The organism is Pedobacter sp. Bi126 (assembly GCF_918698245.1).
GTDB lineage: Bacteria > Bacteroidota > Bacteroidia > Sphingobacteriales > Sphingobacteriaceae > Pedobacter.
On the sequence record NZ_CAKKMS010000008.1, the window covers coordinates 41,793 to 56,490 of the forward strand.

At 37.8% G+C, this 14,698-nt stretch carries 13 protein-coding genes; 8 read left to right on the forward strand and 5 right to left on the reverse strand.

What is annotated here, in order from left to right; genetic code table 11:
- Positions 1–129 precede the first annotated feature (129 nt).
- Positions 130–1,137 carry a sterol desaturase family protein gene (locus LQ201_RS22940; protein WP_230146016.1) on the forward strand — a complete coding sequence of 336 codons (1,008 nt, stop codon included), beginning with the start codon at positions 130–132 and terminating at the stop codon, positions 1,135–1,137.
- Positions 1,138–1,171: 34 nt separating this feature from the next.
- Positions 1,172–1,453, forward strand: coding sequence for a pyrimidine/purine nucleoside phosphorylase (locus tag LQ201_RS22945; RefSeq protein WP_230146017.1), 282 nt, complete (start codon positions 1,172–1,174; stop codon positions 1,451–1,453).
- Between the two features lie 155 nt (positions 1,454–1,608).
- On the opposite strand, the gene LQ201_RS22950 is transcribed toward LQ201_RS22945, so the two are convergent.
- Positions 1,609–2,880, reverse strand: a complete 1,272-nt coding sequence (locus LQ201_RS22950; protein ID WP_230146018.1) for a pitrilysin family protein — start codon at positions 2,878–2,880, stop codon at positions 1,609–1,611.
- Positions 2,873–4,117, reverse strand: coding sequence for a pitrilysin family protein (locus LQ201_RS22955; RefSeq protein ID WP_230146019.1), 1,245 nt, complete (start codon positions 4,115–4,117; stop codon positions 2,873–2,875). Before LQ201_RS22955 ends, LQ201_RS22950 begins: the two co-directional genes overlap by 8 nt.
- Before the next feature lie 245 nt (positions 4,118–4,362).
- On the opposite strand from LQ201_RS22955, the gene LQ201_RS22960 reads away from it, so the two are divergent.
- Positions 4,363–5,487, forward strand: a complete 1,125-nt coding sequence (locus LQ201_RS22960; RefSeq protein ID WP_116251886.1) for a CofH family radical SAM protein — start codon at positions 4,363–4,365, stop codon at positions 5,485–5,487.
- A gap of 323 nt (positions 5,488–5,810) precedes the next feature.
- On the opposite strand, the gene LQ201_RS22965 is transcribed toward LQ201_RS22960, so the two are convergent.
- Together LQ201_RS22965 and LQ201_RS22970 are read right to left on the reverse strand one after the other, a co-directional pair.
- Complete coding sequence (locus tag LQ201_RS22965) at positions 5,811–6,704, reverse strand: ferritin-like domain-containing protein (protein ID WP_230146020.1); 894 nt, start codon at positions 6,702–6,704, stop codon at positions 5,811–5,813.
- 19 nt (positions 6,705–6,723) lie between these two features.
- The gene (locus LQ201_RS22970; protein WP_230146021.1) at positions 6,724–7,449 is read right to left on the reverse strand and encodes a ferritin-like domain-containing protein; all 726 of its coding nucleotides are present in this window, start codon (positions 7,447–7,449) and stop codon (positions 6,724–6,726) included.
- A gap of 124 nt (positions 7,450–7,573) precedes the next feature.
- Here LQ201_RS22970 and LQ201_RS22975 point away from each other — a divergent pair, with 124 nt between their 5' ends.
- From LQ201_RS22975 to LQ201_RS22995, 5 genes are all read left to right on the forward strand, one after another.
- On the forward strand, positions 7,574–8,359 hold the full coding sequence (locus tag LQ201_RS22975; protein WP_230146022.1) for a LytTR family DNA-binding domain-containing protein: 786 nt from the start codon (positions 7,574–7,576) through the stop codon (positions 8,357–8,359).
- Positions 8,349–11,357: a two-component regulator propeller domain-containing protein gene (locus LQ201_RS22980; RefSeq protein WP_230146023.1), complete on the forward strand. Its 3,009-nt coding sequence runs from the start codon at positions 8,349–8,351 to the stop codon at positions 11,355–11,357. The genes LQ201_RS22975 and LQ201_RS22980 overlap by 11 nt, the downstream gene beginning before the upstream one ends.
- A gap of 251 nt (positions 11,358–11,608) precedes the next feature.
- A complete protein-coding gene (scpB, locus tag LQ201_RS22985) occupies positions 11,609–12,175 on the forward strand; it encodes an SMC-Scp complex subunit ScpB (protein WP_230146024.1) in 567 nt (188 codons plus the stop codon).
- An 87-nt stretch (positions 12,176–12,262) separates the two neighbouring features.
- Positions 12,263–12,454, forward strand: a complete 192-nt coding sequence (locus LQ201_RS22990; RefSeq protein ID WP_230146025.1) for a hypothetical protein — start codon at positions 12,263–12,265, stop codon at positions 12,452–12,454.
- Between the two features lie 73 nt (positions 12,455–12,527).
- The gene (locus tag LQ201_RS22995) at positions 12,528–13,646 is read left to right on the forward strand and encodes a GNAT family N-acetyltransferase (RefSeq protein WP_230146026.1); all 1,119 of its coding nucleotides are present in this window, start codon (positions 12,528–12,530) and stop codon (positions 13,644–13,646) included.
- A 118-nt stretch (positions 13,647–13,764) separates the two neighbouring features.
- Here the strand turns inward: LQ201_RS22995 and LQ201_RS23000 are convergent, their stop codons facing one another.
- Positions 13,765–14,697, reverse strand: a complete 933-nt coding sequence (locus tag LQ201_RS23000) for an EamA family transporter (protein ID WP_230146027.1) — start codon at positions 14,695–14,697, stop codon at positions 13,765–13,767.
- Between the last annotated feature and the right edge of the window lies 1 nt (position 14,698).

Here is a 14,698-nt window from a genome sequence, read left to right on the forward strand (position 1 = left end):
CAATCGCAATCATCACACAACAAAAACTAAGCTTTAATAAGTATTTGGTAACAATGACCTAGCTATTTAGCGAAATTATTAGAATAAAATTTTAGTTTTATATAATTTCAACAAACCAAATATAATAAGATGATAGATTTTCTTGAAGGCGTAAAGGAATGGCTTGTAGGATTTTTCGGCTTACCAGCACTGCTAAAACTACTGCAAACCAATGACTATAGCCAGTTTATGAGCTGGAATGGCATTAGTGCGCTTATGGGGCCTTTGATTCCCTTTTTATTGGTTTTTGAAATCATCAGGATGGCATTTTACCGCCGTTTTAAAGTGGTTGATTACCGGATTTCTTTCTTTTCACTGGTGATTAATTCTTTTATTGGCCGCATTATTTCTATCGGCATGGTATCTATCTGTATCGGTTTATTTGGCAAATACGCCATTTTTAAAACAGAGATTACCTGGTACTGGCTGATATACGGGTATGTGATCTGGGAATTCGGCCATTTTATTTATCATTTTTTAGCACATAAAGTAAGGCTTTTCTGGTGTTTGCACTCCACCCATCACGCACCCGAAACCATGAATTTATCGGTAAATTTTGCACATTTTTTTCTTGAAGCACCTTATGCAGACCTGATTAGAACTACAACGTGCATCCTTTTGGGTGTAAGCCCTGCCCTGCTTTTTTTAATCATGTTCATCGACGGTTTTTGGGGATCTTTTATCCACATTGGAGAAAACATTTCTAAAGATGGCCGTTTTGGATTTTTAAATAAAATCATCCTTACGCCTTCTCATCATCGTGTACACCATGCCAAGAATGCCTTGTATATGGATACCAATTTCTGCAACCTGCTACCCATCTGGGATCATGTCTTTAAAACCTATCAGGAAGAAGACAAAACAATAAAAATTGAATATGGTATTACCCGGGAAATGAAAAAAAACAGCTTTTTAGATGCTTATTTCGGCGAAATTGTTCTCTTGGCCAAAGATGTTTGGCGTGCACCTGGCATTAAAAATAAGTTTCTATATATCTTTATGCCACCGGGATGGAGCCATACTAAAGACCATAAAACGGCTAAAATAGTGAGATCGGAATATTTGAAAAACTACAAAACTGAAATGCTCAACTCATAAGATGAGTTAACGGAAATTCTTTATAAATTAGCATATGATTACTGAAAACCAATATTTTGATGGCAACGTTAAATCGTTAGGCTATGAAACCGCTGAAGGAAAATCGACTGTCGGCGTTATAAACCCGGGAGAATATACTTTTGGAACAGCTCAGAAAGAAATTATGCATGTTATAGAGGGTGAACTAACAGCGCTTTTACCAGATACTACAGATTGGCAGCGTATTAAAGCTGGTAGTAATTTTGAAGTACCTGCAAACTCCTCTTTTAAAGTAAAAGCCAGCGTTCAAACGACCTATCTTTGCCAGTACAGGTAGTTAATAAAAGAATAACAAACCGAAAAAGTCGTCATTTCGAGCGGAGTGTAACGAAGCCGAGAACCCGAAGGCTCTGCGAAGCAAAATCTATCTGGATAGATCTCTCCATTTCGCTACGCTCCAGTCGAGATGACGAATAGCGGGGATATTTATAACTATTTCTTCCCTATCACCACCTCGGTAAAATGATCGGTTGTTAGGTATTTATTCGCCAAGGCAAGTAATTCTTCGGCAGTAATGGTTTTAACCTTCTCTATATATTTGGTATAGTAATCGTAATCCAACCCTGCGAAATAAATGTTCTTGAATTTATCGGCGTGTGAGAATACATTTTCTAAACTGCCCAACATCGAACCCAGCATGTAGTTCCGAACAAGATCCAGCTCTTCTTCTCCTACCAGTTCATTTTTCAATAGCTCTATTTCTTTGTAAATCTCAGTTAATGCAGCCGAACAAACATCGGCGCCAACTTCAGTAGCAATAAAAAGATAACCGGCCTGTTGTAGCGAAGAAATCCCAGAACCAATACCGTAAGTGTAACCTTTATCTTCACGGATGTTATTCATTAAACGCGAGCCAAAGTATCCACCTAAAACAGTATTTAAAATCTGAAGACCAGAAAAATCTTCATGTTTACGGTTAATGGCCAACTGACCAATTCTTATCGCAGACTGTAAAGCTTCTGGTTTTTCCGTATAAACAAACTGCTTTTCTGTTGTCGTGAAATTGAAACTGTTCTTTACCGCATTACTTTTTTCCCAACCTTGTCCAAAAGTATCGTTCAGCAGGTTAAAGCTAACATCGTCAAACTTACCTGAAACAATAATGGTACAATTATTTGGTGCATATGCGGCCTTAAAGTAATCAACCAGATCTTCGCGCTTCAATGCATCGTAATGCCCTGCTTGTATGTTTACCCCATAAGCTGTATCACCAAATAAAGCATGTGCAAATTCTTTTCTCGAAAGAACATCGTTTTTCTTCAGGTTTACCTGTAGCTTTTGCTTTTGGTTTTGAATGTAAATGTCAAGTTCATGCTGTGGAAACTGGCTTTCTGATAAAACATCCTTCACAATCGGCAGTACCGAGCGTAAATGTTTATTTAAAGTGTATAGTGTAACCGAAGATTGATCCTGAACATATTCTGTCTGAAAAAATGCACCATAAAAATCAATTTGTTCGGCTATTTCTTTCGCCGATAATTTATTTGTTCCATTATTGATCAATGCGCTTACCGCAATGGCCTGTAACGGTTTTTCAAACTTCCAGTTTACGTTTTCGAAAATAAATTCGATACGTACCAGATCCTGTTCTCCGGAATAGATTGTAAAAACGGGCACACCGTTATCCAATACTTTCTTTTCTGGGTGGATAAAATTTATTGTCGATACCTGCTTAAAATCAGGCGCCTGTTGTCTGTTAAGCATTTTCTTCAGTTAAATAATATAAAGTTGATGATGAATTTGGTTGGAAAGTTTCGTTGGAGATCCGTTTTATATCTTCTGCTTTAACCTTTAAAAATTCTTCAGTTTCCTGGTTTAATAAAGCGGCATCACCTAAAAGCTCATAATAAGCCAGGTTCATCGCTTTATCCAATAAACTCATTTCAGAAAAAACAAGTACCGATTCTACTTTGTTCTTTACTTTTGTTAATTCAGCATCAGAAACCAGTTCGGCTTTTAATTTATCCAGTTCTGCCCAGATTGCTTTTTCTGCAGTTTCGGTTGTTACTCCTCCTACCAGTTTACCTTCAACTATAAACAAACCCGGATCTAAACTGCTCGAAATGTAAGCATTGATATCGCTAAAAAGTTTCTGCTCTTTCAACAAACTATTGTACAAGCGCGAAGACTGCCCACGTGATAAAATATCAGATAATAAATCAAAGGCATAATAATCCTGATTTAAGCGCCCTGGCATTTTAAAAGCCATATAAATCGCATTTAAAGGCACATTTGCCTTCACTGTTTCTTGTCTTGCTTCTGTTTGCGGTTCTTCCTGAACTAAATCACGGTTATACTTCTCTCCCGCAGGGATCGGTTCGAACCATTTTTCAGCCAGTTTTTTTACATCTTCGGTTTTCACATTTCCACCCACAACCAAAATTGCATTTTGTGGTGTATAGTGTTTTTTGAAAAACGCCTTCACATCTTCCATCGTGGCGTTTTCGATATGCGAAAGCTCTTTTCCGATAGTTGCCCAGCGGTAAGAATGCTTTTTATAAGCCAGCGGACGCAACTTTAACCAAACATCGCCATATGGCTGATTAAGATAACGTTGCTTAAACTCCTCACTCACCACATTTCTTTGCGTATCTAAACTCTTTTCAGAAAAAGCCAGGCTCAGCATACGGTCGCTTTCCAACCAAAATGCCGTTTCTATGTTTTCTGCAGGCAGCGTGATGTAGTAATTGGTAATATCATTGCTCGTAAAAGCGTTATTCTCACCACCTACACGCTGCAAAGGCTCATCATAATTCGGAATATTTACCGATCCGCCGAACATTAAATGCTCAAATAAATGCGCAAAACCGGTTTTTTCAGGATCCTCGTCACGGGCGCCAACATCATATAAAATATTTAAAACTGCCATTGGCGTTGTCGCATCTTCATGCACCAAAACTTTTAAACCATTGGCAAGTGTAAAACGATTAAAATCTACCATATTAATTTTTAGAACCGTAAAGATATTGTTTTAAGGGAAATTGGAAGATGGAAAATGATGGAGAATGTAAAATGGCAAATGAGGGACAATTTAAGATAGAAATGAATGTTCCATGATGTAAGACGGAAATAGATGATGGCAATTTCTCGCTATTCGCCAATCGCCTAACGCTTACCGCATTTTTTTTTGACAAACCTTAAACCTTAGCCACTGAACCTTCCCTCCCTTTTGCTTATCTTTGTAGTATGAATACAGCCGATTTACTGCAACGGGCATTACATTTCGATTTTTTAAGCCTTGAAGAAGGGGTACATTTATACCATCATGCCGATACGGCATCATTGATGTTTGTAGCGAATGAATTAAGGAAAATTCAGGTACCCAGTGGCAAAGTAACCTGGCAGATCGACCGTAATGTAAATACGACCAACGTTTGTATTGCCAACTGTAAATTCTGTAATTTTTTCCGCAGGCCTGGTCATGATGAAAGTTATATTACTGATATCGAAACTTATAAGGTAAAAATTGAAGAAACTTTCCGTTTAGGTGGAGATCAGTTATTATTACAGGGCGGTCATCACCCGGATTTAGGTTTAGCCTTTTATGCCGATCTTTTCAAAAAACTAAAAGAATTATATCCAGATTTAAAATTACATGCTTTGGGCCCGCCGGAAATTGCACACGTTGCAAAGCTGGAAGGAATGACGCATACTGAAGTATTAAAAGCATTAAAAGAAGCAGGAATGGATTCGCTTCCTGGTGCAGGTGCAGAAATTTTAAATGACCGCGTAAGGCGTTTAATTTCAAAAGGAAAATGCGGTGGACAGGAATGGCTTGATGTAATGCGTGCATGCCATCAATTAGATATTACCACATCAGCAACAATGATGTTTGGTCACGTAGAAACCATCGAAGAGCGTTTTGAGCATTTGGTATGGATCCGTCAGGTACAGAGCGAAAAGCCTGCCGATGCAAACGGATTCCTGGCTTTTATTCCATGGCCTTTCCAGGATGACGGAACTTTATTAAAAAGACTCCGCGGCATCAGCAACAATGTAACAGCTGATGAATATATCCGCATGATTGCCCTGAGCCGCATTATGCTGCCTAATATTAAAAACATTCAGGCCAGTTGGTTAACCGTTGGTAAAGCAACCGCACAGCTTTGCTTACATGCAGGTGCAAATGATTTTGGATCGATTATGATCGAAGAAAATGTGGTATCGGCTGCTGGTGCACCACACCGTTTCACTGCGAATGGTATTCAGCAATCTATTAAAGCTGCAGGTTTCGAACCTCAGTTACGCGGACAGAAATATAACTATAGGGATTTACCTGAGCATTTGGAAGAACAGGTGATTACTTACTAATTAGTGATTGAATTAGTGCGTGATAGAATTTAATGAATGTTTAAGTTTATTCCGTATTATTTGGGTAAGTAAACCCGATTGCAGCGATATACTTTTTAGCTGTCATCTTGAGTGTAGTCGAAGGGCAGTTAAAAAGATTTAGCGTAAAGCGGGACTAACGTTAATTGAAAAACAGAACCTTGCTTTCCAAATCACATCGCACTAATTTGGATCCTAAAATCCTTACATCCAATTAAATCCTAATCAAAAAAGGGAAGTAAAACCAAGTTCTACCTCCCTACCTTAAACAAAACATTACCTAATTAATAATGTAAAAACTTTTGCTATGATAACTTTTTGCCGTCTTTCAAGAACAAGTTAGCAATTGTGATTACGCTGGCTTTATCCAAAGGCTCATCAAAACTTTCTACCGCTACAGCTTTGGTTATGCCTGCATTGCCACCTAAACCTACAATATTTGCACCAGCTTGTACGGTTAAATCTTCGCCAGCATATACTGCATCTACCTGGGGAACTCCAGAATCATTTGCCTGACCTGAAGCACCAAGACTAACCCAGGGCTTATATATTGCTGTACCAGCCGCTGTACGCATTTGACGGATGTGTGAAGCATGACGTGCCTCCACCGAGTGGATCTGTAAAGCGGTTTGCAACACGCCCGGACTTACCAATAAGTTTCCTGCCTGACCTTTGTATGCCCTAACTCCGGTATCTTCGAAACCCTGTGCTACTGCTAAAAAAGTACCATAATCAGAATATACAGTAGAAAACGTTCCACCTGCTCTAAAATCGGTATCCGCATAGGCAATTGGTGCACGGGCAGAACTTCCCAAGGCACCTATCAGTAAATCAACGTGTGCTTTTTCGTGATCACGAATGGTAGTAATGGCGGCTTGACTGGCTGCATTAGGAAAATTAAAAGTAACATCAGTTACTGCCGATCCCGGAGTTTTGCCTACAATACAGTGATTATAAAAATGGTATTCCAAATACTCCAGCGATAATGCAAAGTTCAATACATCAACAACCGCAGCAGGTAAAGCTGTTTGCCCATATGCTTTTTGAAACATTGAACCTAGGGCTAGTGGCATAGCAGCCAAAGAGATTTTTTTCCCCATGTTGAAAAAGCTTTTCATTGCGGCTCTTCTTGGATTTAATCTCTCATAGATTTCACCGTCAACTTTTTCAATTTCTTCTAATATATTTACGATATTCATGATTTTCTGATTTTAAAAATTAAAGATTGATAACATTAATTTTGGTTTTAATATACTTTCCAGCAATGGCTAAGACCTTATCTGGTGTTAAAGCTGCATCTAAACCAGCTGCGTTATTGGCACCCAATGGAGCAAGGCTATTAAGATCAGCAAACGACCCGTTTGAGATTAAATCGCGAACATAAGCTGCGTGACGAGCCTCAACCGAAACAATCTTACCTGCCAACAATAAATAAGTACCATTTTTAATTCTTGGTCCGGCACCATTGTATGCTGCTACGCCTAAATCTTCAAAAGCCATTGCTGCACCTAAAACACTGGCAGAACTGGTAAAATCAATTGATGAAAAATCTACCTCCAAACTTCCAATTGCAGCTGTACTTAAAGCAGCTTTAAAAAATTCCCTGTGTGCAATCTCATGGAACTGGATATCCTGGAAATATGCTTTTTGGGCAGCTGTGAAACTTGCAGGAGGAGCTGAAGCAACTTTTATGTAAAATGCAGCTTCTAATTGCTCTAAAGCATATGCATAATTTAATACACCGAAGTCATCTTTAAAATCTAAGGTCGCGCCTCCCATAGTAGGATTGTCGTAACCACGATCTTTTTTACAACCGGCTGCAACCAAGGCGATGCCAGCAGCACCTGCACCTGCATACTGAAGAAAAGATCTTCTTCCTACAGTTTTGTCAAATAAACTTTTTTCCTGAAGTTCATTTTTTGTTTCTAGTTCATTGTGTTTCATAGTAATCTATGTTTAGTGGTTTTGAATTCGTTTGATGATACATACGTGACAATCAGAACACTGGTTTTTTTGATTTGCATTTTTTTTTATAAGCGCATTTTAATACATTCACCAACCTATAGTTATGACAACATTAAAAGCCATTATTGTTGATGATGAGGAGTTTGCCCGGTCATCATTGTTTTTTTTACTGCAACAGAACTGTCCACAGGTAGAAATTACCGGTATTGCAAGATCTGTAGTGGAGGCGAAAGATATTCTGGCACACCATCCTATTGATTTAATCTTTCTGGATATAGCAATGCCCGGAGGGAATGGTTTCGAATTAATTCCTGAGGCTCAAAAACATAATGCAGCAGTTATATTTACTACCGCTTATGATCAATATGCGCTAAAAGCAATTAAGGCTAACGCACTCGATTATTTATTAAAGCCAATTGATATCGATGAGCTTAAAATAGCTGTAGATAAGGTTTTTCAGCACATTAAGCGCTTTAAAGGTCAGAATGAGAACGATGAAAGAATCAATAATCTGGCTTCCAGTTTAAGCTCAAGATCCGAAATCAGGAAGCTTACCCTTCCCTATGGCCAAGGTTTTAAAATGATTGATATAGATGATATCATTTATATCGAAGCCGATAGCAATTACTCTATTGTACACTTAAATAACCATGATAAAATAACGGTCTCGAAAGTTTTACGAGAATTTGAGGAGCTTTTACCGGGCGACCAATTTGTACGGATCCATAAGTCGAGCATTATCAATCTTAACCATTTAAAAGAGTATAATTCTAAAAACGGACTTCAGGTTTTCTTAAAAAATGGAGAAAGTATTAATATTTCGCGAAGAAGAGCAAGCGATTTTTTTGAAAAAATAAAATTATTTACAAAGGCGAACAGTGATCATTAAACTAGGCAAAAAAGTGTTTTTATTTGCTGAAAAAGCAATCCTGAAGTTAAGCTTCAGCCGCTCTTTTATTGCTTTTTTATTCGGGCTTATTATATTATTTAGCGCTCCAAAAACCCTGCTTGCTCAAACCACTTACCTTCCCCATTATAATACTAAAAATGGGCTGGCCAGCAACAACTGTTATTACATTTTACAGGATAAAAAAGGCTTTATCTGGATTGCAACGGATAATGGATTGAGCCGTTTTGATGGTACAAATTTTCAGAATTTTACGATCGAAGACGGACTTCCCGATACCCAGATCCTCCAGATGAAAGAGGATAAAGAGGGTAGGCTGTGGTTTTTTGCCTTAAATGGTCAGCTCAGCTACTTAAAGGAGGGAAAGTTTTACAACCAGGATAATGACGAACTGCTTAAAAAGCTAAACTTTAATACGGTAATTGTTTCCTTTTTAGTAGATAAACTGGGGCGGATTTGGCTCGGAACCAATGCCAACCTCATTGTTTGCTGGGATGGAAAAACGATCAAAAAGTACATTTCGCCTAATCCAAATGATCAATTTATCAATGCCTTTATACACGAAGATGAGCAAGGTAACATATTTGCCTATAGCGATTTAAGTGTACAGAAATTTAATGGGAAAACTTTTTCCATGGTCAGTTCGAAAGTGCAGCCCGTCTCCTACATGACTGCTGTTAATTCTACGCACAGATCTTTATTTTACCTAGATGCTGGCGGCTTAAAACAATATAGACATGGAAGCATCAACGATCTCATATCTATTCCTCAGAATCTGATCAAGAACATGTCGGGTTACTTTTACTACGACATTGCCAGTAAAGAAGTTTGGCTATCGAATGCCAATGGTGCCTTTGCTTTAGATAAAAGCGGAAAAACAGTCCAGTATCTACAGGATATACCGGTTAATCAAGTCATTAAAGACAGTAACCAAAACATGTGGTTTGCCACCAATCAGGGTATTTATATGCTTCCTAATGCAAATAACCGTTTATCCATCATTGATGCCGAATCGGGCCTGAGTAGCAACGTAATTAAAAGCATTACCAAAGATGGAAAAAACCGCCTCTGGCTGGGTACCGATGATGCTGTAATCGACGTATTAACCATCAACAATTACCAGGTTGATGAAATTGGTTTAGACGATTTCAAGAAATACAAAACAATTAAACAGGTTACTTTCGACCCAAAAGATCAATCGATATATTTTGCATCCGATTATGGAATGGGTGTTTTCAAAAATATCTATAACAGCAGGAATGAAGTAAGTTATTTAAAGGAATCGAACAATTCCATGTTTGTAATCAAACATTTTAGCATTGGCAAGAATAACGACCACTTGGCGCTGGCCCTTTCATCGGGTGTTGTTTTTTTATCGGATAGAAGAAACAAATTTGAGTTTAATGCCGCAAAGTACCGCGAAAAAGAAGATTTTTTTAAAGACAGATCTTATCACGTTTTTTACGACCGCGAAGGGAATTTGTGGTTTTCGAATATTAATGGGCTGTCTCAATTTTCGAAAGGTAAATTAATTAAACATTACGAAAATCATCCCCTGCTTACCAAAAGGATAAACGATATTCAGCAGCTTGCAGACGGCACTTTGATTTTGGCAACAGATGGTTACGGTTTAATTTTCTATAAGAATAGGCAGATTACCCGACAGATTACCCAAAAAGATGGCCTAACCAATAATATCTGCACCAAAATATTTGTAAAAAACAACGAAATATGGGTATTAACAAACAAAGGTGTAAACAAAATAGCCGATTATCCCAATCAATTCACCGTGACCAATTTTGACTATGGTAAGGATCTTTTGAGTGATGACATCAACAGCTTGTTTATTGATGATAGCACGGCCTATTTTGCAACAAACAAAGGCCTGATCCTATTTAAGTACAACAATAAAAACAGAGTTAAGAATCTTCCTAAGGTTTACGTTACTTCTATTATTAAGGACAATGAGCGTTTGCCGGTTGATCAAGGTAATTTTACTTTCGAAACAGGTAACAATACCATTCTATTTACCTTTAGTGCAGTCGATTTTACCACGAGTGATATCACTTATCGTTACCGTTTAAATGAGAATTCAGCTTGGGTAGAAACCCGCACAAGGCGGTTAGATTTTTCTTCACTACAAGCAGGTGATTACATATTTGAGGTGAGTGCCAAAAGCCAAAATGGTAATTGGGGTGAACCGGCAAAAATCGCTTTTACCATTAAAAAGCATTTTTGGCAAAGCTTATGGTTCTTATCTATTTTGATACTGCTCGTAGCCTATATTTTTTATAAAGTGGCTGTTTACATTACCCGTAAGCAAAAAGATAAAGAGCAAGAGCAATTGTTGTTAAAAAACAAAGTGCTGATGCTCGAGCAACAAGCCTTACAGGCGATGATGAATCCACATTTTGTTTTCAACGTGATGAATTCGATCCAGCATTATATCAATACGCAAAATACGGCTTCAGCAAATAAGGTTTTAACGGGCTTTGCCAGATTGATCAGAAAGAACCTGGAGATCTGTACCAAAAGTTATATCTCTTTAGAGGAAGAGCTGGAATACTTGAATCTTTATTTGAAATTAGAGAAGAACCGTTTTGGCGATAAATTAAAATACATTTTTAATATTGATGAAGAAATTGATAAAGAAGAAACCTTTATCCCATCTATGTTGTTACAGCCTTATGTAGAAAATGCAATATGGCATGGCATTATGCCAAAAGAAACAGGTGGCGAAATCCTGATCAACATTAAACTGAAAGATGAATTCTATCTTAACATCGAAATTATTGATGATGGGATCGGAATTGACAACTCTTTAAAGGATAAAAAGGAAACACACATTAGTAAAGGAATGCAGTTAACCAAAGAAAGATTGCACCTTTTAGGTCAGATTGGAGCAAAACCTATACACTTAAACGTTAGACAGAATACCACAAATGGTACAACAGTATCGATTTCTATACCGTTAAAATAGAAAATTTACCGTTTACTCAATTATTAATACCACTCACTAAATAGAATCTTGATCGAACCCGCTTTAGCCTTAAACTTGTGTTAGAAATAAACGATAGTGTTTATCAAAGACGTTCTTATAGAATTGATATAGATATTTAATAACCTAACCTAAAACTATATCTTAATTCAGGTTTCATTTGTGTGTTGAAAGCGGTCTTGTTTTTAAAAGCGAGACCGCTTTTTTTATGCCCAAAAATTCTATTTTTGTATATGCCCAATCACAACATCACCAGGCACATCGAAGCCCTCGTATTTTCTTCCAGCCAAAGCATAGGTACACAAGAAATTATACTTGCCCTAAATGCCGTTTTTAACGAAGAATTTACCGAAACACAGGTATTCGAAAGCATAGAGCAGATTAAGGAAAAATATGGCCATAATGATTTTGCCATTGAATTGGTATTCTTAAACAATGGTTACCAGTTTCTCACCAAAAAAGATTACCATGAAACGGTCAATCAACTTCAGTTACACCGCTCGAAGAAAAAATTAAGTCAGGCCGCGATGGAAACACTTGCCATTATTGCCTACCGCCAACCAATAACCAAATTGGAAATCGAACAGATCAGGGGTGTAAATTCAGATTATTCAGTACAACGCCTGCTGGAAAAAGAGCTGATCAGTATCGACGGAAAAGCAGAAACGCCAGGCAGGCCTATCCTATACAGTACAAGCACATTATTTATGGATTATTTTGGTTTAAATAACTTAAACCAGCTTCCTCAATTAAAAGACATCGTAAAAGAGGAAAATACCGTTGGAGAAAATGTGGAATAAATAAATTAATTTCTTTGCTTCCAGATTGTTATTAAAAAAAGTTTTTTTGTATTTTTAAACTATAAAAGCAATTTTTATTTTTGTGTTATGAAAGCGCCAAAGAAACTCCCAACTAAGCCGACTGCCAAGAAACAGGTAGACGAAGATGATGATCTTGAAGATGACGATATTCAAACAACGAAAAAGAAGCCTCAAGATGACGACGATGATGATTTTGATCTGCCATTAGATGATCTTGACAACTTCGATAATTTCGACGATGACGACGACGACTATTAATATTTAAAATAACATATATTTGAAAAAGCATCCGCCCGCTTGGTAGGATGCTTTTTAATTTTAAAATCTGCCCATGCAAGTTATACCAGTAAGCAATTCATCACTAAAAAAAGACTTTCTAAACACACCCAAAATCCTATATAAAAACGACAAAAACTGGATCTGTCCGTTGGATAGTGAGGTTGAGAATGTTTTTAACCCAGAGAAAAATACCTTTTTTGCACATGGAAAATGTACACGCTGGGTTTTAAAAGATGATGCAGGAAAACTGATTGGCCGTATAGCTGCTTTTATTAATGAGAAAAAAGCTTACCACTACGACCAGCCAACCGGTGGTATGGGATTTTTTGAATGTATTGATGATGAAAAAGCGGCCTTTCTTTTATTCGACACAGCAAAAACCTGGTTAGCCGAAAATGGAATGAAAGCCATGGACGGCCCGATTAATTTTGGTGAAAACGATAGCTTCTGGGGCCTGTTGGTTGAGGGTTTTACCCCTCCTTCTTTCGGCATGAACTATAACTTTCCATACTATCAGAAATTTTTCGAGAAATATGGCTTTGTTACCGAATATGAACAATTAACCAACCATATTAACCTAACTATCCCCTTCCCGGAACGTTTTACAAAAATTGCCAACTGGGTAAGAAATAAACCGGGTTATACTTTCGAATATTTCAGCAAGGCCAATTCGAGCAAATACATTAATGATTTAATGGAAATCTACAATGATGGCTGGCAGGATTTCGAAAACTTTGTGCCTATTAAAAAAGAAACGCTCGAGGAAAGCTTTAAAAGTATGGAACCCATCATGGATGAACATTTGATCCAGTTTGCCTACTTTAATGGCGAACCAGCCTCTTTTGTAGTATTGATTCCAGATGCAAACCAGATGATTAAAGGCTTTGATGGAAAACTTGGTTTAATTGAAAAATTAAAGTTTGCTTACCGCCGCTGGGTGGGCGTTACCCGTATGAGGGCAATTGTAATGGGTACCAAACCCAAGTTTCAAAAACATGGCCTGGAATCGGTACTTTTTATCCGTTTAGGCGAATACGTACTTCCTAAAAATCAGTACAAAGAGCTTGAATTGAGTTGGGTAGGTGATTTTAACGAACAGATGATTGCTATCCATAAAGCCACGGGTGCTACCTTTGGTAAAAAACACCTTACTATGCGTAAGATATTTTAAATTAATCGTCATTGCGAGAAGGCTTTTTCAGCCGACGAAGCAATCTTAATTCGATAGTATTTATCTAATTGAAAGATTGCTTCGTCGTTCCTCCTCGCAATGACGATTTGCCGAAAACTTAGCCTGCACTTTTATATTTCGGCAGATTAATCAAAAGCACACTACCTAAAATAATCACCAAACCAATAATCTGAGTAAGGCCTATCACTTCGTTGGTAAAAGTTAAACTCAGTAAAACAGCCACTACCGGGTTTACATAAGCATAGGTGCTCACTTGCGTAGCCGGGCGCACCTTTAACAACCACACATAAGCGCTAAATGCGGCAATTGAACCAAATAGAATAAGGTAAACGATAGATAACCAGGCATCAAGCGGTATGTTACCCCAATCGAGTAATTTAAACTCAGATTTGAAAAACCCTCCGGGTAAAAAAGCCAAGCTGGCCATCAACATCTGCCAGCCTGTATTAACAGAAACCGAACTACCGGTAGTGGGATGATATTTCGAATAAAGCGATCCTCCAGCCCAGGCTATTGGTCCAAAAACAAGTAATACCATACCTATAATCTGCAAGTTGCTTTGAGGTTTATCAAGCGCCTGTACAATCTGATCGCCGAATAAGAGCACTACGCCCAAAAAGCCGATTACCAAACCCGATATAATATATTTATTACTAAGGTTTTCTTTCCAATGCGATTTATCCAGAATCACGAACCATATTGCTGCCGAAGCGACCATAATGGCTACTAAACCGCTCGGAATAAACTGCTCTACCCAAATTACGATTCCGTTACCCAAACCCAACATTAAAATCCCGCTTACAGTAGCAATTTTGATGGTTTTTAGGTTAAAAATATCTTCTCCGTTAATCTTGCACCAAGTCAACATCAGCACTCCCGCAATAGAAAAACGGAATGCACCTAAAATAAAAGGTGGAAAACCCGCCAAGGCCTTTTGAATAAAAAAATAGGTAGAACCCCAAACAATATATACGATAGCAAAAGCCAGATAAACCATTACCGGCGATGCTGTTTTGTTTAAATTTGCCATA

What these genes read in the sequence shown, in the direction of transcription:
- LQ201_RS22940 (WP_230146016.1), top strand. Translation starts at nt 130, where the DNA reads ATGATAGATTTTCTTGAAGGCGTAAAGGAATGGCTTGTAGGATTTTTC.
- LQ201_RS22945 (WP_230146017.1), top strand. Translation starts at nt 1,172, where the DNA reads ATGATTACTGAAAACCAATATTTTGATGGCAACGTTAAATCGTTAGGC.
- LQ201_RS22950 (WP_230146018.1), bottom strand. Translation starts at nt 2,880, where the DNA reads ATGCTTAACAGACAACAGGCGCCTGATTTTAAGCAGGTATCGACAATA.
- LQ201_RS22955 (WP_230146019.1), bottom strand. Translation starts at nt 4,117, where the DNA reads ATGGTAGATTTTAATCGTTTTACACTTGCCAATGGTTTAAAAGTTTTG.
- LQ201_RS22960 (WP_116251886.1), top strand. Translation starts at nt 4,363, where the DNA reads ATGAATACAGCCGATTTACTGCAACGGGCATTACATTTCGATTTTTTA.
- LQ201_RS22965 (WP_230146020.1), bottom strand. Translation starts at nt 6,704, where the DNA reads ATGAATATCGTAAATATATTAGAAGAAATTGAAAAAGTTGACGGTGAA.
- LQ201_RS22970 (WP_230146021.1), bottom strand. Translation starts at nt 7,449, where the DNA reads ATGAAACACAATGAACTAGAAACAAAAAATGAACTTCAGGAAAAAAGT.
- LQ201_RS22975 (WP_230146022.1), top strand. Translation starts at nt 7,574, where the DNA reads ATGACAACATTAAAAGCCATTATTGTTGATGATGAGGAGTTTGCCCGG.
- scpB (WP_230146024.1), top strand. Translation starts at nt 11,609, where the DNA reads ATGCCCAATCACAACATCACCAGGCACATCGAAGCCCTCGTATTTTCT.
- LQ201_RS22990 (WP_230146025.1), top strand. Translation starts at nt 12,263, where the DNA reads ATGAAAGCGCCAAAGAAACTCCCAACTAAGCCGACTGCCAAGAAACAG.
- LQ201_RS22995 (WP_230146026.1), top strand. Translation starts at nt 12,528, where the DNA reads ATGCAAGTTATACCAGTAAGCAATTCATCACTAAAAAAAGACTTTCTA.
- LQ201_RS23000 (WP_230146027.1), bottom strand. Translation starts at nt 14,697, where the DNA reads ATGGCAAATTTAAACAAAACAGCATCGCCGGTAATGGTTTATCTGGCT.